The sequence below is a fragment of the Pseudomonas sp. R3-57 genome, from assembly GCF_051132065.1.
Lineage (GTDB): Bacteria > Pseudomonadota > Gammaproteobacteria > Pseudomonadales > Pseudomonadaceae > Aquipseudomonas.
In genome coordinates this window covers 4,785,158-4,803,873 of record NZ_CP071655.1, presented here as the reverse complement: position 1 = coordinate 4,803,873, position 18,716 = coordinate 4,785,158, and the positions used below count along the sequence as shown (strand labels likewise).

The following is an 18,716-nucleotide window of genomic DNA, read 5'->3' as shown; positions in this document are numbered from 1 at the left end:
ATTTAATCATGAAGTTTGCAACATTTGATGAAAGCGGAACGCTGATGGGGCGATACGACTCAAGCATTCACAGCGTTATTCCCGATGATGCAATAGAACTTGACGAAGCAGTATTTCAGGCGACCAGAGCGGATACGGATGGCGTTTGGAAACGGGTTGACGGGGAAATCGTCAAAGTCGCGGTATCTGATGTTTCTTTGAATAACGCTGCCGCGTTCGCCACTGAGCGTTTTGCACAAGAGACATCAGGCATAACGGTAAACGGCTTAAGCATCGAGACAACCCGTGACAGCCAGGCACTCATCGCCAGTACCGGATTGTCAGCGATGCTCGACCCCGAGTACCGCTGCAACTTCAAAACGCTGGATGGATTCGTCCATATCAACGCAACGCAAATCCTGGCTATTGCCAAAGCTGTCCGTGCTCACGTCCAGGCCTGTTTTGACCGCGAGCTGGAACTGTTGAATGCGCTTGAGTCCGGTACTTACACAGACGAAATGCTCGAGGAAGGCTGGCCCGACACTTCGGCGAGCGAGCCAGTCGACGCACTTCAATAAACGCCCCTTACTCAGGGGCGTTTTCTTGTCCGCGTAGAAACATTCAAAACCCACCAAAGCCCCTCCCTCCGAGGGGCTTCCCCGTTTATGGAGAAACGAAAAATGGCAAACCGCCAAACCTACACCGTGCTCGTCCCGTTCCCCACAGGTCGTGGGCATTGGTCGAGCGTCGGTCAAGAGCTTGATCTGCTCGACGTCGAGGCCAGTGCCTTGCACAGCGCCGGGCGTCTGCAACTGAAAACATCTTCCACCCAGGCCAAAAAGGCCACTGCCAAAAAGGCTGACTGAACATGGCTGAGGTTCTGAACTTCGAGCACAACGGCATTACCGTCAATGCCACCGAATCTCCCGAGGCCATGGGTGGCCTGGGTGACAACGTCATCGGTCTGGTCGGCACTGCGCCGAACGCCGATCCGCTGATTCCGCGTAACGCACCGTTTCGCATCAACAGTTTCACCACCCATGCGCTGCTCGATCCGAGCGGTGCGGAAGAGGGCACGCTGTACCACGCGGTCTACCAGATTCTCAAAGTGGTCAAGGTGCCGGTCTACGTGGTGATCGTCGAAGCGGGCGCGACCCCGGCCGATACGGTCAACGCGGTGATCGGCGGTGTCGAGCCGGCCACTGGCCGCAAGCTCGGCCTGGCTGCGCTGGGCAGCGTTCCGGAAGACCTGACCATCATTGGCGCGCCGGGCTTCACCGGCAGCAAAGCGGTGGCCGGAGAATTCGCCTCGTTCGGCAAGCGCATCAAGGCCCGTGTGGTGCTGGACGGTAAAGACGTTTCGGTGGCCGATCAGGTGCTGTACAGCCAGGAACTCGGCGGCGCCGAGCTCGGTTTCGACCGTTGCCTGGTGGTGCACAACATGCCTGCGGTGTACTCGAAAGCGGCAAAGAAAAACGTCTTCCTCGCACCGTCCAGCCTGGCGATCGCCGCGCTGGCCAAGGTCAAGCAGTGGGAGAGTCCGGGCAATCAGGTGACCTTCGCCGAAGACGTCTCGCGCGTCGTCGAATACAACATCCTCGACACCTCCACCGAAGGCGATCTGCTCAACCGCTACGGAGTCAGCTATTACGCGCGCACCGTGCTGGGTGGCTTCTCGCTGCTGGGCAACCGCTCGATCACCGGCAAGTTCATCAGCTATGTCGGCCTCGAAGATGCGATCAGCCGCAAGCTGGTCAAGGCCGGCCAGAAAGCCATGGCCAAGAACCTCACCAAGTCGTTCATGGACCAGGAGGTCAAGCGCATCAACGACTGGCTGCAGACCCTGGTTGCCGACGAAACCATTCCTGGCGGCAGCGTTTATCTGCACCCGGAACTCAACAGCGTCGAGAAGTACAAGAACGGCACCTGGTACGTAGTCATCGATTACGGCCGCTACGCGCCGAACGAACACATGGTTTATCAACTCAACGCCCGCGATGAAATCATCGAGCAGTTCCTGGAGGACGTTCTCTAATGTTTACCAACCGTAATCGCCAGGCCATCGCGGCCACTCTGCAAGGCTTGCCGCTGTCGGCGACCGTAGAGGAATTCACCCCGCCGAAAATCGAATTCGACATGGAAGAAATGCGCGGCGGGCGCTTCATCGTTGAGGAAATGGCCAAGGGTGGCAAAGCGCTCAACGCCAAGCTGACCCTGCAAGGCCTCGGCGCCGAAGTGATGCTCGCACTGGGTGTGAAGCTGGGCGACGACATCCTGCTGAACGTGCGTGAAGCCGGTCAGGATCAGGACGGCAACACTTGGTTCACCTATCACAACGTGGGCGGTCAGCTGAAATCCCTTGAGGAGACCGCAGTGAAAATGGGCGAAAAACCCAAGACCAATCTGGAGCTGTCCTGCCGCACCTATAACCGCCTGGAAAACGGCGTGCCGGTGATCGACATCGATGTGCGCACGCAGAAGTTCGTGCTCAACGGCGTCGACATCCTCGGTGATGCGCGGCGTGCGGTGCTGATGCCGTAACCCGGCAGCACACCACACACACACAAAACCTGTGGGAGCGGGCTTGCCCGCGATAGCGGTGGGTCAATCAACTCAATGTTGGAAGTGCCGCCCTCATCGCGGGCAAGCCCGCTCCCACAAGGAATTTCAATAATTCCCAAAGAATCACCAAGGAATTCATACATGTCGTGGATGCCACCCCAACATGAGCTGCTGTCGCCGATCACTGGCGACGACGGTTCGCAAATCGCAACCCTGCAGCTCAAACCGCTGTTCTACGCCGCACAGAAAGAAGCACTGGAACGCGCCGGCGATGACGAGGACGACCAGTTTTTCGAACTGGCACTGCTCGCCACCGGCCTGTCGGTCAAGGAGCTCGACCAGCTCAAGCGTCCCGATTACGTAAGCATTGCCCAGTACGTGCACGAGATGTCGACGCGCCCTGCGTCGTTCTTTCTGGAGCAGGTCGAAGACGCCGAAAAGTCCGCCGATCCTGACCAAGTGCAACTGCTGCAACCGCTCGCCGTCACCGGCCGTACCGTGACCTCGCTGAGCCTGGAGATGCCCGCGCTGCGCGCCACCAAAGTGATGAAGAAACTGAAAACGGCCAAGGAACGCGCCGAATTCATCACCGCCCATTGCACCGGCCTGATGATCCCCGATCTGGCCCACCTGAGCGTGCCGGACTGGACGCAATTGCAGGTGCGCATCGACGATTTTTTAAACCAGCCGGCGGCCTACTTTCGGAACGCGACATCGAAGTAATCCTCGATATCGTCCCGCTCATTTACCCGGTAAGTGAAGCGGAGATTCTGGAATGGGACGCCGAAAAGGCGTTGCGCCGCTACGACATAGCGATCACTCGCCTTGGCGTGAAACAGGAGTAGAGCGGCATGGCAGAGAACAAGTTTGCGCTCACCTACGTCGGTGAGGGCGGCCTTACAACAGGCGGATCCACGCTAGGCGATAACCTCGTCAAACCTGTGCAGGATTTGACCCTGGCACTGGCATTGGCAAGCGTGGACATCCGTCTGCTGACCCAAGAGCAGATCAAATTGCGCGAACTGCTGGTGAGCCAGCAATCGCTATTCAAAGTCGTGGCGGCGGCCCCGTCTGCCAATAGCGAGGCGAAGTCAAAACTCAAGGCAGAAGTCGAGCAGCGCTCACCACCTAAAGCCATGCAAGCGGCGATGGCGCAGCAGACCGCTTTGTCTGAGCTCAATCGAGTGGTGAAACTGGATAAAGACCAGCTCGCGGCGCTATCACAAGAAACCTTGAGAATGGCCAGCGAAAAACCGGTTGCTCCCAGTGGCGCAACCGGTGTGGATTTATTGCAGGTGCAACTGGCAGCCGCCAGATCCGGGGTGGGTGAAGGTCTGGAGCCCGAGCGCAAAGCTGCCGCCTTGACCGAATTCGCTCGCGACGCGGCGATCAACGCTTCGGCGTTCGGCGTTGATGTGAAAACAGCCAGTGAGATGATGTTGGCCTGGCAGTCAGCGATGAATCTTGATCGCGGCAAAAGCCAACACCTGGCCGATGCGACCAACTATCTGGGGCATAGCACGCTGGACGCAAAATCTGCGGATATCGGCTCAGTCGTGCAAAGTGTGGGTGAAAAAGCTGTCGCTGGCGGGCTTGCGCCGGAGCAGGTCGCTGCATTGGCCGCGGCGTTTTTGAACAGTGGTGTCGACAAGTCCGCAGCGGGAGCCGGGCTCAACAGTTTGATGACCTTGCTTGCCAAGGCCGACACGGCCACGGATGAGCAGCGCACTGCCTGGGCTTCGCTGGGCAATGATCTGGGGCCAGAGGCTGTCGCCACAGGTATGAAGACCGATACGTCGGCGACCATCATCAAGATCATGGAAGCCCTCAAGGACAAGAAGCCCGAAGAGAAGGAGGCGTTGACCAAAACGCTGTTCGGTGGCAACGACGCGATTCTCAAGCTGCTGAAAAAACCTGAGGATGTGACCAAGGCGTTCGGTCTGCTGACTGTAGCGAATCCACAAGCTCCAACGAAGCTCGATTACGTTGGGTCAGTCGGCAAAGACGCCGACCAGTCAGGGAGCACTTCGCAAGGGCGCTTCAATGCCTTGGATGCCAGCGGTACACGGTTGTCTACGGCCGTTGGCGGAGCATTCACCAATGTGTTCGACGGTGTAGTGTTTTCTCTGGACGCTGTCGCCAGTGGTATGGCCAGGTTTGCCGAGGAACAGCCCAAGGCGACGGCGGCTCTGCTCATGCTAGGCGGCGTGATTGCTCTATCGCGCGGCACACAGATCAAAGTCGCCACGGCCTCGCTCATTCGTGGTGCGGCGACGAAATTGCTGACGACGGCAGGAGCCGGTCCCCTGATCGATGTTCTTGATAGGTCTGTCGCCGCTGGCGATACCGACAAACCCGACAAATCCGAAAAGTCGACGAAGCCTGGAAAACGCCGCAAATCAGCCAGTCCCAAAGCCCCCGTCAAACGGTCATCCGTCGCGCCACGAAAACCTGCACAAACACGCCCGACATTGAGCAGCCGTTTCACCGACGCCAAGGCTATGGCCAAGGGTTTCAGCAAGTCCAATGCTTTGCTGACCGTAGCTGCGGCGGCGCCTGACGTGATCAAGGGGCTGCAGGAAGGCGATAACAAAATGGTCGGCGGTGCGCTAGGTTCAGCCGGCGGCAGTCTGGCGGGTGGTTATGCAGGTGCGGTGACAGGCGCGATGATAGGCAGTTTCATTCCCATCATCGGCACGGCTGTCGGTGGTCTGGTCGGCGGTATTGTCGGCAGCACGTTGGGCAACATGGGCGGTTCGTGGCTTGGTGAAAAACTGGCACCGGCGTCCGACCGACTCGCCCCACCGGCAGAGGTCGCCAAAGAACTGCCAAGCGCACAGACGCAAAACCAACAGGTGAGCTTTTCACCTCTGATACAGGTCACCTGTCCGGCTCCAGACACGGCTGAACAAATCCGCACAATCATCGGACAGCAACTGAGCGGGCAATTTCACGGCCAGTTTCTGCCGTTGATGACCACTAACTCCCTCGCCACCCGCCGCGACGCAGCCCTCACCGATGGAGCCGTCACATGAAACAACAAATGGCATTGGGCAGTTTCATCTTCGGCCTGTCGCGCGACTTTGCGTATCACTCGCTGGCGCGCAAGTCCGATGGTGGCTGGACCGAAATACAGATCCTCACCAGCAAACCCAAATCCAGTCAGACCGGACAAAAACCCGAAACCCTGACCATCACCGGCAAATCGATGTACGCCGTGGCCATGGACCGGCTCGATGAATTGCGCGCCTTGCAGGCACTGCGCACGCCGCTGCCGCTGATCGATGGCATCGGGCGCAACTGGGGCCTGTGGCGAATCAGCAATATTTCAGAAACCCAAAGCCAGATCATCGATGACGGCACGGCGATGGTGGTCGATTGGGTCATCGAACTGGCGGAGTTCAACAATGCGTAAGGTACGAAGCGTGGCCGGTGATTCTGTGAATCTGTTGCTCTACCGCGAAACCGGACGCAGCGATGATGCCGCTGAAGAAGCCCTGTGGAAACTCAACCCGAGCCTGGCCGAACACGGCCCGGTGCTGCCCGCTGGCATCTGGGTCGTGCTGCCTGAACTCGACAGCAAACCCGCCGCGATCAAAGCGCTCACGGCCTGGGATTAAGGAGGTTGTATGGCATTGGGTTTTACCCCGGTCGTGCAGATTTATGGCGCCAACGCGGATCTTCTCAACCAGCGTCTGATCAGTTGGGAACACATTGATGCCGCCGGCATCGAGTCGGATCAACTGACCCTGACCATCGATCTGGAAGGCCTCGAAGGGCTGCCGAACCTCGGCGGGAAAATCGGCCTGCGGGTGGGTTACCTGGAAATGGAAGAGACGGTTGACAAGGGCCAGTTCAAAATCACTCGCCTGACCCCGACGCTGTTTCCGTTTCGCTTGACCCTGGTGGCCACTGCAGCGCCTTTCAGCAAGGACGACGAGACCGGCTTCAAGCAGCGCCGCACCGCCAGTCATGGCCCGACGACGCTCGGTCAATTGTTCAGCAAACTGGTGTCGCAGCACGGCTTCTCATCGCGTGTCGCTGCGGACGTGTCGATGATCAAGATCGCCCACGTCGACCAGACCAATGAAACCGACATGGGCTTTCTGACGCGCCTGGCCAGGAAGTACAACCTGGTCGCCAAACCTTATGGCGATGCGTATGTGCTGGCGCGGCCCGGTCAGATCAAATCAATCTCGGGGCAGAAACTGCAGGATGTGACGTTGTCGGTCACCCACGACAATCGCCCCGGCGATCACGCCTTCATCAGCGCCACGCTGGAAGAGGCCGCCCGCGAACAGGCCAAGGGCTGCAAAACGTGTTTTGTCGATGCTGTTACAGGCGTTTTGCATTGGATCGAAACGGGACTGGCGCCGTTCAAAACCATCCGCCAGAAGCAACCCAGTGAAGCCGACGCCATTGCCGTGGGAGAGGGCGAAGTGCGCAAGATGCTCCGGCAAAAGTTCAAGGTGAAGATCACCTGCCCGGGCAACCCGCGGCTCGCCGCCGAAGGCCTGCTGCTGCTCGATGACACCTGGCCGGATTTCATGCGCGGGCGCTGGTCGATCGACAAGGTTACCGCCAGCGGCAATCGCGAAAACAGCTATCGCTGCCTGATCGATGCGAGCGGCCTCGATCCCAAGGCTGACGCCAAAGGCTGATTTACCACGACCTCACAGCGAGGAAGATCCCTGTGGGAGCGGGCTTGCCCGCGATGGCGGCGTGTCAGTCAACTCTCTTCCGAATGTGCTGGCCTTTTCGCGGGCAAGCCCGCTCCCACAAGGATTCGCAGTGTTCTGCGAACCCTGATTCTTTCCGGACCCCCCCATGAAGATCACCTCGATCCTCACGCAGTTGCGTGGGCAATGCCCAAGCCTTGCCAACCACATTTCAGTGGGCGTCGATCTGGCCTTGCTGCAAGGCAACGCGGATCTGCCAACACCTTCGGCCCACGTGCTGCCAATCGCCGATCTGGCCAGCAACAGCACCGCCCAAAACCTTCCCACCCAACCGATCCGCGACCGCTTCGAAATCGTCGTCGTGCTTGACGCCAGCGACGCGACAAAAGCGCTGGATCTGTTGCACGACCTGCGCGCCGAACTGTGGCGCGCACTGGTGGGTTTCAAGCCCGATTCCAACTGCAGCGCCATCGTTTATGACGGCGGCGAAATGGTCTCGCTCAACAGCAGCCGGGCGTTTTATCGGCTGCGCTTTTTTGCCGAGTTCCAGCTCGGCCGCAATCTGCCAAGTCAGCCTGCGGAGAGTTGGCATGAACGCGAACTGGACGGTTTGTCGTCCTTTACCGGGGCCACCGTGCGGGTCGATGCGATCGATCCGGCCGACCCCAACCTGCAACGCCCGGGCCCTGATGGGCGCGTGGAAATGACTTTCTCTGGAGACGTAACCCCATGAGCAACCGCATCACTGTGCTGCCGGCCGCCGGCCGCGTCGTACCTGACCCGGAGGCCGGCGACCTGCTGCCGCCAGAAGGCCGTGAAGTGCCCGACAGCGCCTGGTGGCGCCGCCGTCTGGCCGACGGCGACATCACCCTCAAAACCGCAACAGCCAAACCAAAGGGAGCCAAATAATGGCGATCGGATTCAGCAACATCCCGGCGGACATTCGTGTACCGCTGTTCTATGCCGAAATGGACAATTCGGCCGCCAACAGTGCGACGTCGGCCATGCGCCGTCTGATCGTCGCGCAGGTCAACGACAACATCGCCCCGACCGAGGTCGGCAAACTGGTGCTGGTCTCCAGCGTGGCGCTGGCAAAAAGCATCGGCGGTCAGGGCTCGATGCTCGCCTCGATGTACGAAACCTTCCGCAAGGCCGACCCGATCGGTGAGATCTGGTGCCTGCCGCTGCACAACGCTGAAGGGGCGATCGCCAAAGGCGTGCTGACCCTGACCGGTGCAGCCACTCAGGCCGGCGTGCTCAACCTGTATGTTGGCGGCGTGCGGGTGCAGGCCACCGTGGTCAACGGTGCCACCGCTGCTCAAGCGGCCACCGCACTGGCGCAGAAAATCAACGCCACCGCCGACCTGCCAGTCAGCGCTGCGGCCGCTGAAGGTGTCATCACCCTGAGCGCCAAATGGACCGGCGACAGCGGCAACGACATCAGCCTGCAATTCAATCGCCTGGGCAAGAGCAACGGCGAAGAAACCCCGGCCGGCCTGATCACTGCGATCACCGCCATGACCGGCGGCGCCGGCGTGCCGGATCAAGTGGCTGCGGTGGCGGCACTGGGCGACGAGCCGTTCGAGTTCATCGCACTGCCGTGGTCCGATCTGTCGACGCTCAACACCTGGCAAGCGGTCATGGATGACAGCACCGGTCGCTGGTCGTGGGCCAAGCAACTGTTCGGTCACGTCTACAGCGCCAAGCGCGGCACCGTTGGCACCCTGGTCGCTGCAGGCCAGGCGCGCAACGACCAGCACATGACCATTCAGGCGCTGGAGCCGGGCGTTCCGCAACCGTTCTGGGTACAAGCGGCGGCACTGGCTGCGCGCACCGCGGTGTTCATTTCGGCGGACGCCAGCCGTCCGACGCAAAGTGGCAGCCTGCCGGGTGTCGATCCGGCGCCGGCCAGCGAGCGCTTTACCCTGACCGAGCGGCAGTCGTTGCTCAACTACGGCATCGCCACCGCGTATTACGAAGGCGGTTACGTGCGCATCCAGCGCTCGATCACCACTTACCAGAAAAACGCTTACGGGCAGGCCGACAACTCCTACCTGGACAGCGAAACCATGCACCAGTCGGCGTTCATCGTGCGTCGTCTGCAAAGCGTGATCACCAGCAAATACGGGCGCCACAAACTGGCCTCCGACGGCACCCGTTTCGGCGCCGGCCAGCCGATCGTCACCCCGGCGACCATCCGTGGCGAGCTGATTGCGCAGTACGCCAAGCTCGAACTGGAAGGCCACGTCGAGAACGCCGAGCTGTTCGCCGAGCACCTGATCGTCGAGCGTGACGTGCAGGACCCGAGCCGCGTGAACGTGCTGTTCCCGCCGGATTACATCAACGGTCTGCGCGTGTTCGCACTGCTCAACCAGTTCCGTCTGCAATACGACGACGCGGCTTGATCGCCGCGTTTGACCGTAAGCATTCAGCCCACCTCGGTGGGCTTTTTTATTTGAAGGGAGTTACACCATGGGTCAACTGATTGCAGGCACCTGCTACGTCAAGGTCGACGGCGCACAACTGACGATTAACGGCGGCTGCGAAGCGCCGCTGATGGCGGTCAAACGCGAAACCGTCGTGCCCGGTTTCTACAAGGAAACCGACATCGCGCCGTCGTTCAAAGTGACTGCGCTGCACACCGCCGATTTCCCGCTGAAGAAGCTGATCGAAGGCACCGACATCACCGTCACCTGCGAATTCAGCAACGGCAAAGTCTACGTACTGGCCGGTGCCTACCTGGTCGAAGAACCGGTTTCCAAGGGCGATGACGCCACCATCGAACTGAAATTCGAAGGCATCAAGGGGACCTGGCAATGAGCGGCGCCGTGAAGCTTCAGGTTGCGATCGAAGCTCACGGCGAGCCCCTGACCGAACTCGTCCTGCGCCGCCCGACGGTGCAGGAAGTGCGAGCGATCAAGGCGCTGCCGTACAAGATCGACAAGAGCGAAGAAGTCAGCCTCGACATGGACGTGGCGGCCAAATACATCGCCGTGTGCGCCGGCATTCCGCCGTCGTCGGTCAACCAGCTCGATCTGGCTGACCTCAATGCGCTGAGCTGGGCCGTTGCGAGTTTTTTCATGAGTGCGGCGTCGGCGCCATCACCGACCTGATCGCCGTCGCCTATGACCTGGCCTGGTTCTGGAAGGTTGACCCCGAACAGATGATGGCCAGGCCACTGGATGTGCTCCGCGAGTCGCTGGAGCACGCGCAACGGATCAATGCGATGCAGCAGGTGCAGTGATGGCTATTACACAGATAAACGCGATCCAGCAAAACGTTCAGACCACGGTCAACATGCTCGTGGTCATGCAAGGTCTGCAGAAAATGGAGACCGAGATGAAGGGCGTCCGAGGCAAAGTCGCGGCGTTCAAGAAAAGCCTGGAAAGCACTGGGATCAAGCCACTTGATCTGTCTGGGTTTATCTCGGGCGGTGGCTTGCTCAAGCCGTTTCAGGAGGGCTTGAAAAAAGCGATCAAGGCCGAGGACGAACTGGCGAGCAAAAGCAAAAACCTTAAAACCCCGACGCTGGGCAAGGACGCCCTGATTCCCGCGCCACTGGGGGCACCTGCAACGGCGCAGGTGCCCGCCGTGGTGAAGGGCGAAACGTCCACCAACCTTGCGAAGTTCAACGTTTCGCTCGATGACATTTCGTTGAAGATCGGTCAGGCGTTGTTGCCGGCAGTCAATGGCTTGGTGACGGCGCTGGTGCCGGTCATGACCTCGGTCGGTGAATTTGTCGCCGATCATCCGCAACTGGTCGAAGGACTGGCGGCAGCAGCAGTAGCGTTCACCGTCGTGACGACGGCGGCTGCGGGTTTCAGTGCTGTGCTCACGCTCCTCGCTTCGCCTATCGGAATTTTTGCCGCCGGGGTTGCATTGGCGGCAGGTTTGATCGTCGCAAACTGGAAGCCGATCTCAGCGTTTTTTGCCCGGCTGTGGCAACAGATTGCTCCGGTGGTGATCCCGATGGCTGGCTTTTTCCGGACGCTGTTCGGCTTCACTCCGATGGGGATGCTGATCAACAACTGGGGGCCGGTCAGTGGCTTCTTCGCGGCGCTGTGGGACGTACTTAAATCGCTGGCGGCGCCGGTCATCGACTTCTATGCGACGTTGTTTGCGTATTCACCGCAGGCGCTGATTCTGAAGAACTGGCAACCGCTGGTGGGTCTGTTTGCATCGATCTGGGATTTGCTCAGGGCGGTGTCGGTGCCGGTAGCGGCTTTTTTTCGCGACCTTGTGGATTACATCAAACTGCCGATCCTTGCGCTGTATGCCGTTATCCGCGACCAACTGGGCTGGTCGCCTCTGGAGATGTTCATTCAGGCCTGGGACCCTTTGACCGCCTGGATTAAAAAGTGGAGCGACACGTTTTACGAAGTGCTGGCGCCGATCAGGGATTTTTTCAACGGAGGCCTGGGGAAACTCGCGGCCGAAGCATCGGCCAGGGTCGACGTGCTCACCCGCTCACAGGAAAAAACCAATGCCGAAGGCAAAGGTGAATGGGCGCCGCAATTCCTTGGCTCCAACATGGACGTTACGTCCAAAACCCCGTTGTCGGCGGGGACACTGACGCAATCCTCGAACTCACTGACGCAATCCTCCAGTTCGCTGACGCAGACGTCCAGCGCGCTGATCCAGCAAAGCGCAATCAACAACCGCACGCAACTCGAAGGCGGCCTGACCGTGCGCTTCGAAAATGCGCCGGCAGGGTTGCGCACCGAACAACCGCAAACCAATCAACCGGGCCTGGCCGTGGCGTCGCGCATCGGCTATCGCTCGCTGTCGATGGGAGGTTCTCAATGAACTGGCGTGACCGTTTGTTGCCGGCATCCTTTCGCGGTGTCGGCTTCTGGATCGACCAGGCGAAAACCCCGGTCGGTCGCAAGGGGCAATTGCACGAGTACCCGCAACGTGACCTGCCGTACTTCGAAGACCTTGGCCAGCAGGCGAAGATTCACGAGATCACTGCCTTCATCGTCGGCGCCGATTGTCTGGAGCAGCGCGACAAGCTACTCAAGGCATTAGAGGCGGGCAGTGGCGAGCTGGTGCATCCGTGGCTTGGGCGCTTGCAGGTCAAGGTCGGCGAATGCGACATGACCCACACCCGCCAGGACGGCGGGCTGGTGACCTTTGCGCTGAAATTCTATCCGGATAAACCGTTGCCGTTTCCGACCGCGACGGTCAGTACCCAGAAAGTGCTGTTGGCCAAGGCTGACACGCTGCTCGGGTCGGCGGTGGCGCGCTTCGAACAGGCGTTGATCATGATCAAGGCTGCACGGATCGGAATCATCAATCTGCGCAACAGCCTCACCGGGGTTTATGAGGTGATCAAGGAACAGCTCAAACCGCTGATCGAGCAGTACCGGCAGATCACCGAACTGGTCAAGGCCGTAAAGGAGTTGCCCAAGGAAGTGGCGGCAGAGTTCAAAGGCTTGCTCGGCGATATCAAGGAGCTGAAGGCGTTCGCGAAGGAGGGCTACCGTGGCGTGATTGCCGACGTGTCGCAACAACTCGAAGCCATTCGCAAGGCCGATGCGCCGAAGCTCACCACTGGCAAGGACACCAACGCGGCGGCGCAAGCCATGGCCGATCTGGTGCAGGACACGCTGCTGGTCAAAGTGGCGCAATGGGTGGCGTCGATGCCGGTCGCCAGCCCTGCGGTAAAACTCCTTTCGACCCCTTCGGTGGCGCATCAGGCGGATCAACCGGTGACCCGTCACGAAGTGCCGGTGACCGAGGAAATGAAAGCGCTGCAGAAAGCGGTCGGGGCGGCGGTTGACCCGATGCTCGACAAGGCCGATCCCAAACACCACCAGGCCATCAATGACGTGAAGGAAGCGCTGCTTGCGCATCTCAAGGCCGTGGCGTCTTCCGGCGTGCGACAGGTCAGCAAATCGTTCCAGGAAAGCCTGCCCGCACTGGTGGTGGCCTACCGGCAATTTGCCGATGCCACGCGGGTGACTGAAGTGACACAGAGCAACGCCATGAACCATCCGGGCTTTGCCCCCAACGACGTCAAAGTCTCCAGGGAGTGAGCCATGAGCGAGATGGACAACCATGTCACGCTGACCGTCAACAACATGGAATATGGCGGCTGGAAAAGCGTGGAAATCAGCGCTGATCTGGAGCGCCAGTTCCGCACCTTCAAACTCGACATCACTTGGCAGTGGCCGGGGCAGACGGTGGATCAGCGGATCAAACCGGGTGATCCCTGTGAAGTGAAAATCGGCCAGGATCTGGTGCTGACCGGCTACGTGTTCAAGGCGCCGATCCGCTATGACGGCCGGCAGATCAGCCTGAGCATCGAAGGCAGTTCGAAAACCCAGGATGTGGTCGATTGTGCCGCCCGTAACCTGCCCAGCCAATGGCAGCAGCAGCCATTGCTGAACATCGTTCAGGATCTGGCCAGGGAATATGGCTTGTCGGTGGTTAATGAAATCAGTGAAACCACACGCTTGACCAAACACACCATCGTGCCCGGTGAAACGGCGTTTCAGTCGATCGACCGTCTGCTCTCGCTGCTGCGGGTGTTTTCCACCGATGACGAGCACGGCCGGCTGGTGCTGGCCAAACCCGGCAGCGGCGGGCGGGCCAGTGATGTGCTCGAGCTGGGCAAGAATATTCTGTCCGCCAATGCCCCGATGGATTACAGCCAGGTGTTCTCCGAATACCGGGTGATCGGCCAGCAGAAAGGCTCGGACAAGCAGAGCGGCGCGGCGGTCAGTGAAGTCGAATCAACGGCCGCCGACCTGACCTTCAAGCGCCGGCGCACCACGATAATCAATGAAGGCACGCAACTGACCTTTGAGTTGGCGCAGCAGCGTGCCCAATGGGAAAGCGCCACCCGCATGGGCCGGGCGCAAACCACCACTTATCAGGTGCAGGGCTGGCGGCAGGCCAACGGCGATCTGTGGCGGCACAACACGTTGGTGCGGGTGAAAGATCCGGTGCTGGGGTTCGACGGCGACATGCTGATTTCCAAAGTCACCTATTCGCTGTCGGCGCAGGGCTCGGTGACCACCTTGCAGGTGGCACCACCGCATACCTTCGATGCTGATCCAGCGCCAGCGAAAAAACCCCAGACCTGACACCGATCCCTGTAGGAGTGAGCCTGCTCGCGATCGCGGTACAACTGATAAACAAGTGTCGATTGTCATACCGCGATCGCGAGCAGGCTCACTCCTACAGTGGATCGCGTCATCCCCCCATTTTGAGAAAACCCCATGAGCCTACTGACACGCCTGCTGGCGCGCGGCACTGTCGTGCTCGCCAACTCGGCCTCCAAGCTGCAATCGCTGCAAATGCGCCTCACCGCCGGCGAAGTGAGCGACGACCTCGAACACTTCGAGCCCTACGGTTTTACCAGCCATCCACTGGCTGGCGCCGAAGGTGTCGTCACTTTCATTGGCGGTGACCGTTCCCATGCCATCGCCCTGGTCATCGCCGACCGCCGCTATCGCCTGCAATCGCTCGCCGCCGGTGAAGTGGCGATCTACACCGACGAGGGCGACCGGATTCATTTCAAGCGCGGGCGGATCATCGACATTGACACCGCCACGCTGAACATCCGCGCCAGCAGCGCGGTGAACTTCGATACGCCCGTCATCAACCAGACCGGCAAGATCGTTTCCAGCGGCGACCAGCTCGCCGGCGGCGTCAGCCAGATCAGCCATGTGCACGTCGGCGTTCAGGCCGGCAACGGTCAGACCGGCGTGCCGGCAGGAGGCAAATGATGCTGATCAGCCCGAACCTGCATACCGCACTGACCCGCGCGGTGCTGATCAGCCTGTTCACCTGGCGCCGCGCCGCCGATGACGACGCCCTCGATGACGAGGAACGCTTCGGTTGGTGGGGCGACAGCTTTCCCACCGTCGCTGACGATCGCATCGGTTCACGGCTGTGGCTGCTGCGCCGGGTCAAGCTGACCCGACAGACCCAGATGGACGCTGAGTTCTATGCCCGCGAGGCGTTGCAATGGCTGATCGACGACGGTCATTGCAGCGCCATCGACATCCTCAGTGAACGCCTCGACGCCCAGCGCCTGAACTTGCGCATGGTCCTGACCCTGGCCAATGGCGAACGTCTGGACATCAACCCCGATAACAGTTGGCAGGTGATCTATGCCGTTTGAAACCCCTTCGCTACCGGTGCTGATCAAGCGCACCCAAAGCGACCTGGCCGGCGATTCGCTGCGCCAGTCCGATGCGCAAGTGCTGGCCCGTACCCTCAGCGGCGCCGCGTATGGTCTGTACGGCTACCTCGACTGGATCGCCGAACAGATCCTGCCGGACACAGCCGATGAGTCGACCCTGGAACGCATCGCCGCACTGCGTTTGAACCAGCCGCGCAAACCCGCGCAGGTTGCCAGCGGCAGCGTCAGTTTCAGCGCCACGGCCGGCGCGCTGCTGGACGTCGACACGCTGCTGCAAGCGAGCGATGGCCGCACCTACAAAGTCACCAGCGCGCGCACTGCAATCAATGGCAGCAACACGACGAAGATTGCAGCATTGGAAGCCGGCAGCCTCGGCAATGCCGATGCCGGGCTGGCGCTGACGCCGGTACAGCCGATTGCCGGCGTGGTCAGCAACAGCTTCGTCGTCCTGGCGCCGGGCCTCAGCGGCGGCGTCGCGCGGGAAAGTCTCGAATCGCTGCGCTCGCGAGTGATCCGCTCGTACCGGATCATTCCCCACGGCGGCTCGGCCGACGATTACGAAACCTGGGCGCTGGAAGTGCCCGGCGTCACCCGGGCCTGGTGTCGCGGCGGCTTTCTCGGCCCCGGCACCGTCGGCGTCTACATCATGCGTGACGACGATCCACAACCGGTGCCCAACGCCGAGCAACTGGCGCAGGTGCAGGCGTACATCGAACCGTTGCGCCCAGTGACCGCCGAAGTGCATGTGCGTGCGCCGATTCAGGTGCCGGTGACCTATCGCCTGAAGCTCACGCCGGACACCAGTGCCGTACGTGCGGCGGTCGAAACCCAGTTGCGCGATCTGCACAACCGCGAGGCCGACCTCGGTGAGGATCTGCTGATCAGCCATATTCGCGAAGCTATCAGCAGCGCTGCCGGTGAAACTGATCACGTGCTCAGCGCCCCGGTTGCCAACGTCACCGCCAAGGACAGCGAACTGCTGACGTTTGGAGGCTGCGTATGGGGGGCATAAGAACCGCCGCGCAATATCAGGCGCAACTGCGCGCCTTGCTGCCCAGCGGCCCGGCGTGGGACCCGGAACGTGTGCCGGAGCTCGAAGAAGTGCTGCAAGGCGTCGCCGTCGAACTGGCGCGCCTCGACGCGCGCGCCGCTGACCTGCTCAACGAGATGGACCCGGCCGGCGTCAGCGAACTGGTGCCTGACTGGGAACAGGTGATGAACCTGCCCGACCCCTGCCTGGGCGCCACGCCGCTGTTCGACGACCGCCGCCTCGCCGTACGCCGCCGCTTGCTCGCGGTCGGCAGCCAGGCCGTCGGATATTACCTCGACATCGCCAAAAGCCAGGGCTACCCCAACGCCACCATCACCGAACACGAAGCCCCGCGCATGGGCCGTGCCCGGTTCGGTTCCGCGCATTGGGGCACCTGGGAAGCGCAATTCATGTGGACGCTCAACGCCGGCGGCCGCCTGCTGCTCGGCCGGCGTTACGGCGCGAGCTATTGGGGCGAACGCTTCGGCGTCAACCCGGGCTCGGCGCTGGAATGCCTGATCCACCGCAGTGCGCCAGCGCACACCAAGGTGCACATCAATTATGACTAGGGAGAAATGAGGGATGGATTATCCGAACAGTGTGCCCAGCGCCGGTCTGGTGAATGGCAAGTTTGTCGATGAAAACCCGTTGACCGGGACGCCGGGGTCGTTGATTCCGGCGGATTGGGGTAACGGGGTCACGCTGGAAATTCTCAACGTGATCAATGCGGCCGGGATTACCCCGGACGAGAAGAAATACGATCAGTTGTTGCAGGCGATTCAATCGGTGACGGCCAAGGGCTGGAATCAGGATCTGGCGTTGCCGTTGGTGGCATTACCGCTGCCGACGGTGGCCAGTGCCGATGGCCGACTGGTTGTCAGCCCGGCTGCCGCGTCTACCAGCGGTGGCAGGGTTTCGATTGCCGCAGGAACGTTTATCAGCCTGGGTCAGGAAGTCGTCAGCGGCCAGTTGGGGCGGTCGCGTACGTTCGTAACGTCCGCCTGGAGCAGCGTCGATCTGTTGCCCAACAGTCATTATTTTTTACGTGCGCAAGCCGTGGGTGGTGCGCTGACCTTTTACGTGCAGCGCGGCAACATCCATGACGTTGTCCCGGAGTCGTTGAAAGGTACGGCGAACGCCGCAGCGGGTGGCGGTTTTCAGTCAACGGCGCTGGACATGTGCCTGGCCTGGGTCATCACCGGGGCGCCCGGCTCCGTGCCGACGGTGCGCACGATCTACAACCGCGCTCGTTTGTCCTGGACGCAAACCGTCAATGGCACGGGCGCAATTTTTCTGCCGCTGGACCCGCATGCGCGTTCGGCACGCCTGGTGGCGGGTAACCCGACACCGTCCTCAACGTCGGTGACGACCGTTGCTTTCCCATCAACCGGATGGGCCGGGGGCAATTACAGCTATCTGTCACCAGTCAGCACTGGCGTCTCGAATAACGCCCTTGGCTGGAACCCGGCGACCGTCTCCCCTTGCGTGTTGTTCAGCAATAACACCGTTAATGACGTTACGGTTTCCACGCTGGTCGCCAGTTTTGACCATGCCAATCTGCGCTCGCTCTGGCAGTGCTATCAGGCTGAGCACAACCTTGGACAATCGAACGCCGACAGTGACGAACTGCTGCTGAGCATGGGCATCAAGAGCCACCCAATCACCGATTACAGCGTAGGTATCGCAATCAACTTCGGCGACGCCGTGAACGTGCAACTGTCCTGGGAGCTTTTCCGATGATCGTTATCCAAGAACTTCACCAGTTCGACGGCGAGATGCGCCAGCCTCAACCTTCGACGGCCCATGACTGGGACGGCGAGAAGTGGGTATTGAACGCTGACAAACAGGCTGTGCTGGACGCGCAAGAAGTCGAGCATCTTTGCGCGAAGGTCGACGCCGCCGCCGACAGCGCCCGCGCCACGCTGGCCGGCGACCCGCTCAAAGCCATGGAATACGCCCAGGCCGCCGCCGATGCGCAGGCGTATCAGGACGCCGGCTACCCGAAAAAGGAAGTTCCGCTGTCGGTCGCTGCGTGGGTCGTCAAAGGCCGCACCGCGAGACAGGCAGCCGAGCAGATTCTCGCCAAGGCCGATCAACTCACCGACCACTTGCTGGGCCTGCGCACCTTGCGCCTGAAGGCCAAGGCGCAGATCCGTGCACATGCGAGCAAGGGCAAGATCGATCTGGCGCGCAGTGCTGCCGATGATGCCTTGGTGGCGATTCGTGAGTTGGTCAGCAGTATTTCCGGCTAGGTACAAGACTCATTTCGTCGTCACTCGAGCCCACTTCAACGTGGGCTTTTTTATTTCGC

At 60.6% G+C, this 18,716-nt stretch carries 23 protein-coding genes; all 23 read left to right on the top strand.

What is annotated here, in order from left to right:
* Positions 1-8: 8 nt before the first annotated feature.
* Positions 9-557: a DUF4376 domain-containing protein gene (locus J3P93_RS21700; protein WP_434591763.1), complete on the top strand. Its 549-nt coding sequence runs from the start codon at positions 9-11 to the stop codon at positions 555-557.
* A 102-nt stretch (positions 558-659) separates the two neighbouring features.
* Positions 660-845, top strand: a complete 186-nt coding sequence (locus J3P93_RS21695; RefSeq protein ID WP_434591760.1) for a hypothetical protein — start codon at positions 660-662, stop codon at positions 843-845.
* A gap of 2 nt (positions 846-847) precedes the next feature.
* Complete coding sequence (locus tag J3P93_RS21690) at positions 848-2,014, top strand: phage tail protein (RefSeq protein WP_090282035.1); 1,167 nt, start codon at positions 848-850, stop codon at positions 2,012-2,014.
* Positions 2,014-2,520 (top strand): phage major tail tube protein, encoded by a 507-nt coding sequence (locus J3P93_RS21685; protein ID WP_434591757.1) that lies wholly within the window; start codon positions 2,014-2,016, stop codon positions 2,518-2,520. The genes J3P93_RS21690 and J3P93_RS21685 overlap by 1 nt, the downstream gene beginning before the upstream one ends.
* A 162-nt stretch (positions 2,521-2,682) precedes the next feature.
* Positions 2,683-3,264: a phage tail assembly protein gene (locus J3P93_RS21680; RefSeq protein ID WP_434591755.1), complete on the top strand. Its 582-nt coding sequence runs from the start codon at positions 2,683-2,685 to the stop codon at positions 3,262-3,264.
* Positions 3,265-3,392: 128 nt separating this feature from the next.
* On the top strand, positions 3,393-5,576 hold the full coding sequence (locus J3P93_RS21675) for a phage tail tape measure protein (RefSeq protein WP_434591752.1): 2,184 nt from the start codon (positions 3,393-3,395) through the stop codon (positions 5,574-5,576).
* Positions 5,573-5,956 (top strand): phage tail protein, encoded by a 384-nt coding sequence (locus tag J3P93_RS21670; protein ID WP_434591749.1) that lies wholly within the window; start codon positions 5,573-5,575, stop codon positions 5,954-5,956. Before J3P93_RS21675 ends, J3P93_RS21670 begins: the two co-directional genes overlap by 4 nt.
* Positions 5,949-6,161 (top strand): tail protein X, encoded by a 213-nt coding sequence (locus J3P93_RS21665; RefSeq protein WP_090282040.1) that lies wholly within the window; start codon positions 5,949-5,951, stop codon positions 6,159-6,161. Before J3P93_RS21670 ends, J3P93_RS21665 begins: the two co-directional genes overlap by 8 nt.
* A gap of 9 nt (positions 6,162-6,170) precedes the next feature.
* Positions 6,171-7,202: a phage late control D family protein gene (locus J3P93_RS21660; RefSeq protein WP_434591746.1), complete on the top strand. Its 1,032-nt coding sequence runs from the start codon at positions 6,171-6,173 to the stop codon at positions 7,200-7,202.
* Between the two features lie 166 nt (positions 7,203-7,368).
* Positions 7,369-7,953, top strand: coding sequence for a phage tail terminator protein (locus J3P93_RS21655; RefSeq protein ID WP_434591743.1), 585 nt, complete (start codon positions 7,369-7,371; stop codon positions 7,951-7,953).
* A complete protein-coding gene (locus J3P93_RS21650; protein WP_208938508.1) occupies positions 7,950-8,129 on the top strand; it encodes a DUF2635 domain-containing protein in 180 nt (59 codons plus the stop codon). Before J3P93_RS21655 ends, J3P93_RS21650 begins: the two co-directional genes overlap by 4 nt.
* A complete protein-coding gene (locus J3P93_RS21645) occupies positions 8,129-9,625 on the top strand; it encodes a phage tail sheath subtilisin-like domain-containing protein (RefSeq protein WP_434591740.1) in 1,497 nt (498 codons plus the stop codon). Before J3P93_RS21650 ends, J3P93_RS21645 begins: the two co-directional genes overlap by 1 nt.
* A gap of 67 nt (positions 9,626-9,692) precedes the next feature.
* Entirely contained in the window at positions 9,693-10,040 is a 348-nt protein-coding gene (locus J3P93_RS21640; RefSeq protein ID WP_007908779.1) for a phage tail tube protein, read from the top strand.
* On the top strand, positions 10,037-10,333 hold the full coding sequence (locus J3P93_RS21635; protein ID WP_007908778.1) for a phage tail assembly protein: 297 nt from the start codon (positions 10,037-10,039) through the stop codon (positions 10,331-10,333). Before J3P93_RS21640 ends, J3P93_RS21635 begins: the two co-directional genes overlap by 4 nt.
* 130 nt (positions 10,334-10,463) lie before the next feature.
* Positions 10,464-12,026: a phage tail protein gene (locus tag J3P93_RS21630; protein ID WP_434591736.1), complete on the top strand. Its 1,563-nt coding sequence runs from the start codon at positions 10,464-10,466 to the stop codon at positions 12,024-12,026.
* A complete protein-coding gene (locus tag J3P93_RS21625; RefSeq protein ID WP_434591733.1) occupies positions 12,023-13,258 on the top strand; it encodes a DNA circularization protein in 1,236 nt (411 codons plus the stop codon). The genes J3P93_RS21630 and J3P93_RS21625 overlap by 4 nt, the downstream gene beginning before the upstream one ends.
* Before the next feature lie 3 nt (positions 13,259-13,261).
* A complete protein-coding gene (locus J3P93_RS21620; RefSeq protein WP_434591730.1) occupies positions 13,262-14,311 on the top strand; it encodes a phage baseplate assembly protein in 1,050 nt (349 codons plus the stop codon).
* Positions 14,312-14,446: 135 nt separating this feature from the next.
* Positions 14,447-14,956: a phage baseplate assembly protein V gene (locus J3P93_RS21615; RefSeq protein WP_434591727.1), complete on the top strand. Its 510-nt coding sequence runs from the start codon at positions 14,447-14,449 to the stop codon at positions 14,954-14,956.
* Positions 14,956-15,354 (top strand): phage GP46 family protein, encoded by a 399-nt coding sequence (locus J3P93_RS21610; protein WP_434591724.1) that lies wholly within the window; start codon positions 14,956-14,958, stop codon positions 15,352-15,354. Before J3P93_RS21615 ends, J3P93_RS21610 begins: the two co-directional genes overlap by 1 nt.
* The gene (locus tag J3P93_RS21605; protein WP_434591721.1) at positions 15,344-16,387 is read left to right on the top strand and encodes a baseplate J/gp47 family protein; all 1,044 of its coding nucleotides are present in this window, start codon (positions 15,344-15,346) and stop codon (positions 16,385-16,387) included. Before J3P93_RS21610 ends, J3P93_RS21605 begins: the two co-directional genes overlap by 11 nt.
* Positions 16,375-16,974 carry a YmfQ family protein gene (locus J3P93_RS21600; RefSeq protein WP_434591718.1) on the top strand — a complete coding sequence of 200 codons (600 nt, stop codon included), beginning with the start codon at positions 16,375-16,377 and terminating at the stop codon, positions 16,972-16,974. The genes J3P93_RS21605 and J3P93_RS21600 overlap by 13 nt, the downstream gene beginning before the upstream one ends.
* A gap of 13 nt (positions 16,975-16,987) precedes the next feature.
* Complete coding sequence (locus J3P93_RS21595; protein ID WP_434591716.1) at positions 16,988-18,145, top strand: phage tail protein; 1,158 nt, start codon at positions 16,988-16,990, stop codon at positions 18,143-18,145.
* Positions 18,142-18,657 carry a phage tail protein gene (locus J3P93_RS21590; protein ID WP_434591714.1) on the top strand — a complete coding sequence of 172 codons (516 nt, stop codon included), beginning with the start codon at positions 18,142-18,144 and terminating at the stop codon, positions 18,655-18,657. The genes J3P93_RS21595 and J3P93_RS21590 overlap by 4 nt, the downstream gene beginning before the upstream one ends.
* The last annotated feature ends 59 nt before the right edge of the window (positions 18,658-18,716 follow it).

Bases quoted from the DNA above. Each gene is read 5' to 3' on its own strand.
- J3P93_RS21600 (WP_434591718.1), top strand. From the start codon at position 16,375: ATGGGGGGCATAAGAACCGCCGCGCAATATCAGGCGCAACTGCGCGCC.
- J3P93_RS21675 (WP_434591752.1), top strand. From the start codon at position 3,393: ATGGCAGAGAACAAGTTTGCGCTCACCTACGTCGGTGAGGGCGGCCTT.
- J3P93_RS21640 (WP_007908779.1), top strand. From the start codon at position 9,693: ATGGGTCAACTGATTGCAGGCACCTGCTACGTCAAGGTCGACGGCGCA.
- J3P93_RS21590 (WP_434591714.1), top strand. From the start codon at position 18,142: ATGATCGTTATCCAAGAACTTCACCAGTTCGACGGCGAGATGCGCCAG.
- J3P93_RS21690 (WP_090282035.1), top strand. From the start codon at position 848: ATGGCTGAGGTTCTGAACTTCGAGCACAACGGCATTACCGTCAATGCC.
- J3P93_RS21685 (WP_434591757.1), top strand. From the start codon at position 2,014: ATGTTTACCAACCGTAATCGCCAGGCCATCGCGGCCACTCTGCAAGGC.
- J3P93_RS21665 (WP_090282040.1), top strand. From the start codon at position 5,949: ATGCGTAAGGTACGAAGCGTGGCCGGTGATTCTGTGAATCTGTTGCTC.
- J3P93_RS21625 (WP_434591733.1), top strand. From the start codon at position 12,023: ATGAACTGGCGTGACCGTTTGTTGCCGGCATCCTTTCGCGGTGTCGGC.
- J3P93_RS21655 (WP_434591743.1), top strand. From the start codon at position 7,369: ATGAAGATCACCTCGATCCTCACGCAGTTGCGTGGGCAATGCCCAAGC.
- J3P93_RS21635 (WP_007908778.1), top strand. From the start codon at position 10,037: ATGAGCGGCGCCGTGAAGCTTCAGGTTGCGATCGAAGCTCACGGCGAG.
- J3P93_RS21670 (WP_434591749.1), top strand. From the start codon at position 5,573: ATGAAACAACAAATGGCATTGGGCAGTTTCATCTTCGGCCTGTCGCGC.
- J3P93_RS21700 (WP_434591763.1), top strand. From the start codon at position 9: ATGAAGTTTGCAACATTTGATGAAAGCGGAACGCTGATGGGGCGATAC.
- J3P93_RS21605 (WP_434591721.1), top strand. From the start codon at position 15,344: ATGCCGTTTGAAACCCCTTCGCTACCGGTGCTGATCAAGCGCACCCAA.
- J3P93_RS21645 (WP_434591740.1), top strand. From the start codon at position 8,129: ATGGCGATCGGATTCAGCAACATCCCGGCGGACATTCGTGTACCGCTG.
- J3P93_RS21660 (WP_434591746.1), top strand. From the start codon at position 6,171: ATGGCATTGGGTTTTACCCCGGTCGTGCAGATTTATGGCGCCAACGCG.
- J3P93_RS21610 (WP_434591724.1), top strand. From the start codon at position 14,956: ATGCTGATCAGCCCGAACCTGCATACCGCACTGACCCGCGCGGTGCTG.
- J3P93_RS21620 (WP_434591730.1), top strand. From the start codon at position 13,262: ATGAGCGAGATGGACAACCATGTCACGCTGACCGTCAACAACATGGAA.
- J3P93_RS21650 (WP_208938508.1), top strand. From the start codon at position 7,950: ATGAGCAACCGCATCACTGTGCTGCCGGCCGCCGGCCGCGTCGTACCT.
- J3P93_RS21680 (WP_434591755.1), top strand. From the start codon at position 2,683: ATGTCGTGGATGCCACCCCAACATGAGCTGCTGTCGCCGATCACTGGC.
- J3P93_RS21630 (WP_434591736.1), top strand. From the start codon at position 10,464: ATGGCTATTACACAGATAAACGCGATCCAGCAAAACGTTCAGACCACG.
- J3P93_RS21695 (WP_434591760.1), top strand. From the start codon at position 660: ATGGCAAACCGCCAAACCTACACCGTGCTCGTCCCGTTCCCCACAGGT.
- J3P93_RS21615 (WP_434591727.1), top strand. From the start codon at position 14,447: ATGAGCCTACTGACACGCCTGCTGGCGCGCGGCACTGTCGTGCTCGCC.
- J3P93_RS21595 (WP_434591716.1), top strand. From the start codon at position 16,988: ATGGATTATCCGAACAGTGTGCCCAGCGCCGGTCTGGTGAATGGCAAG.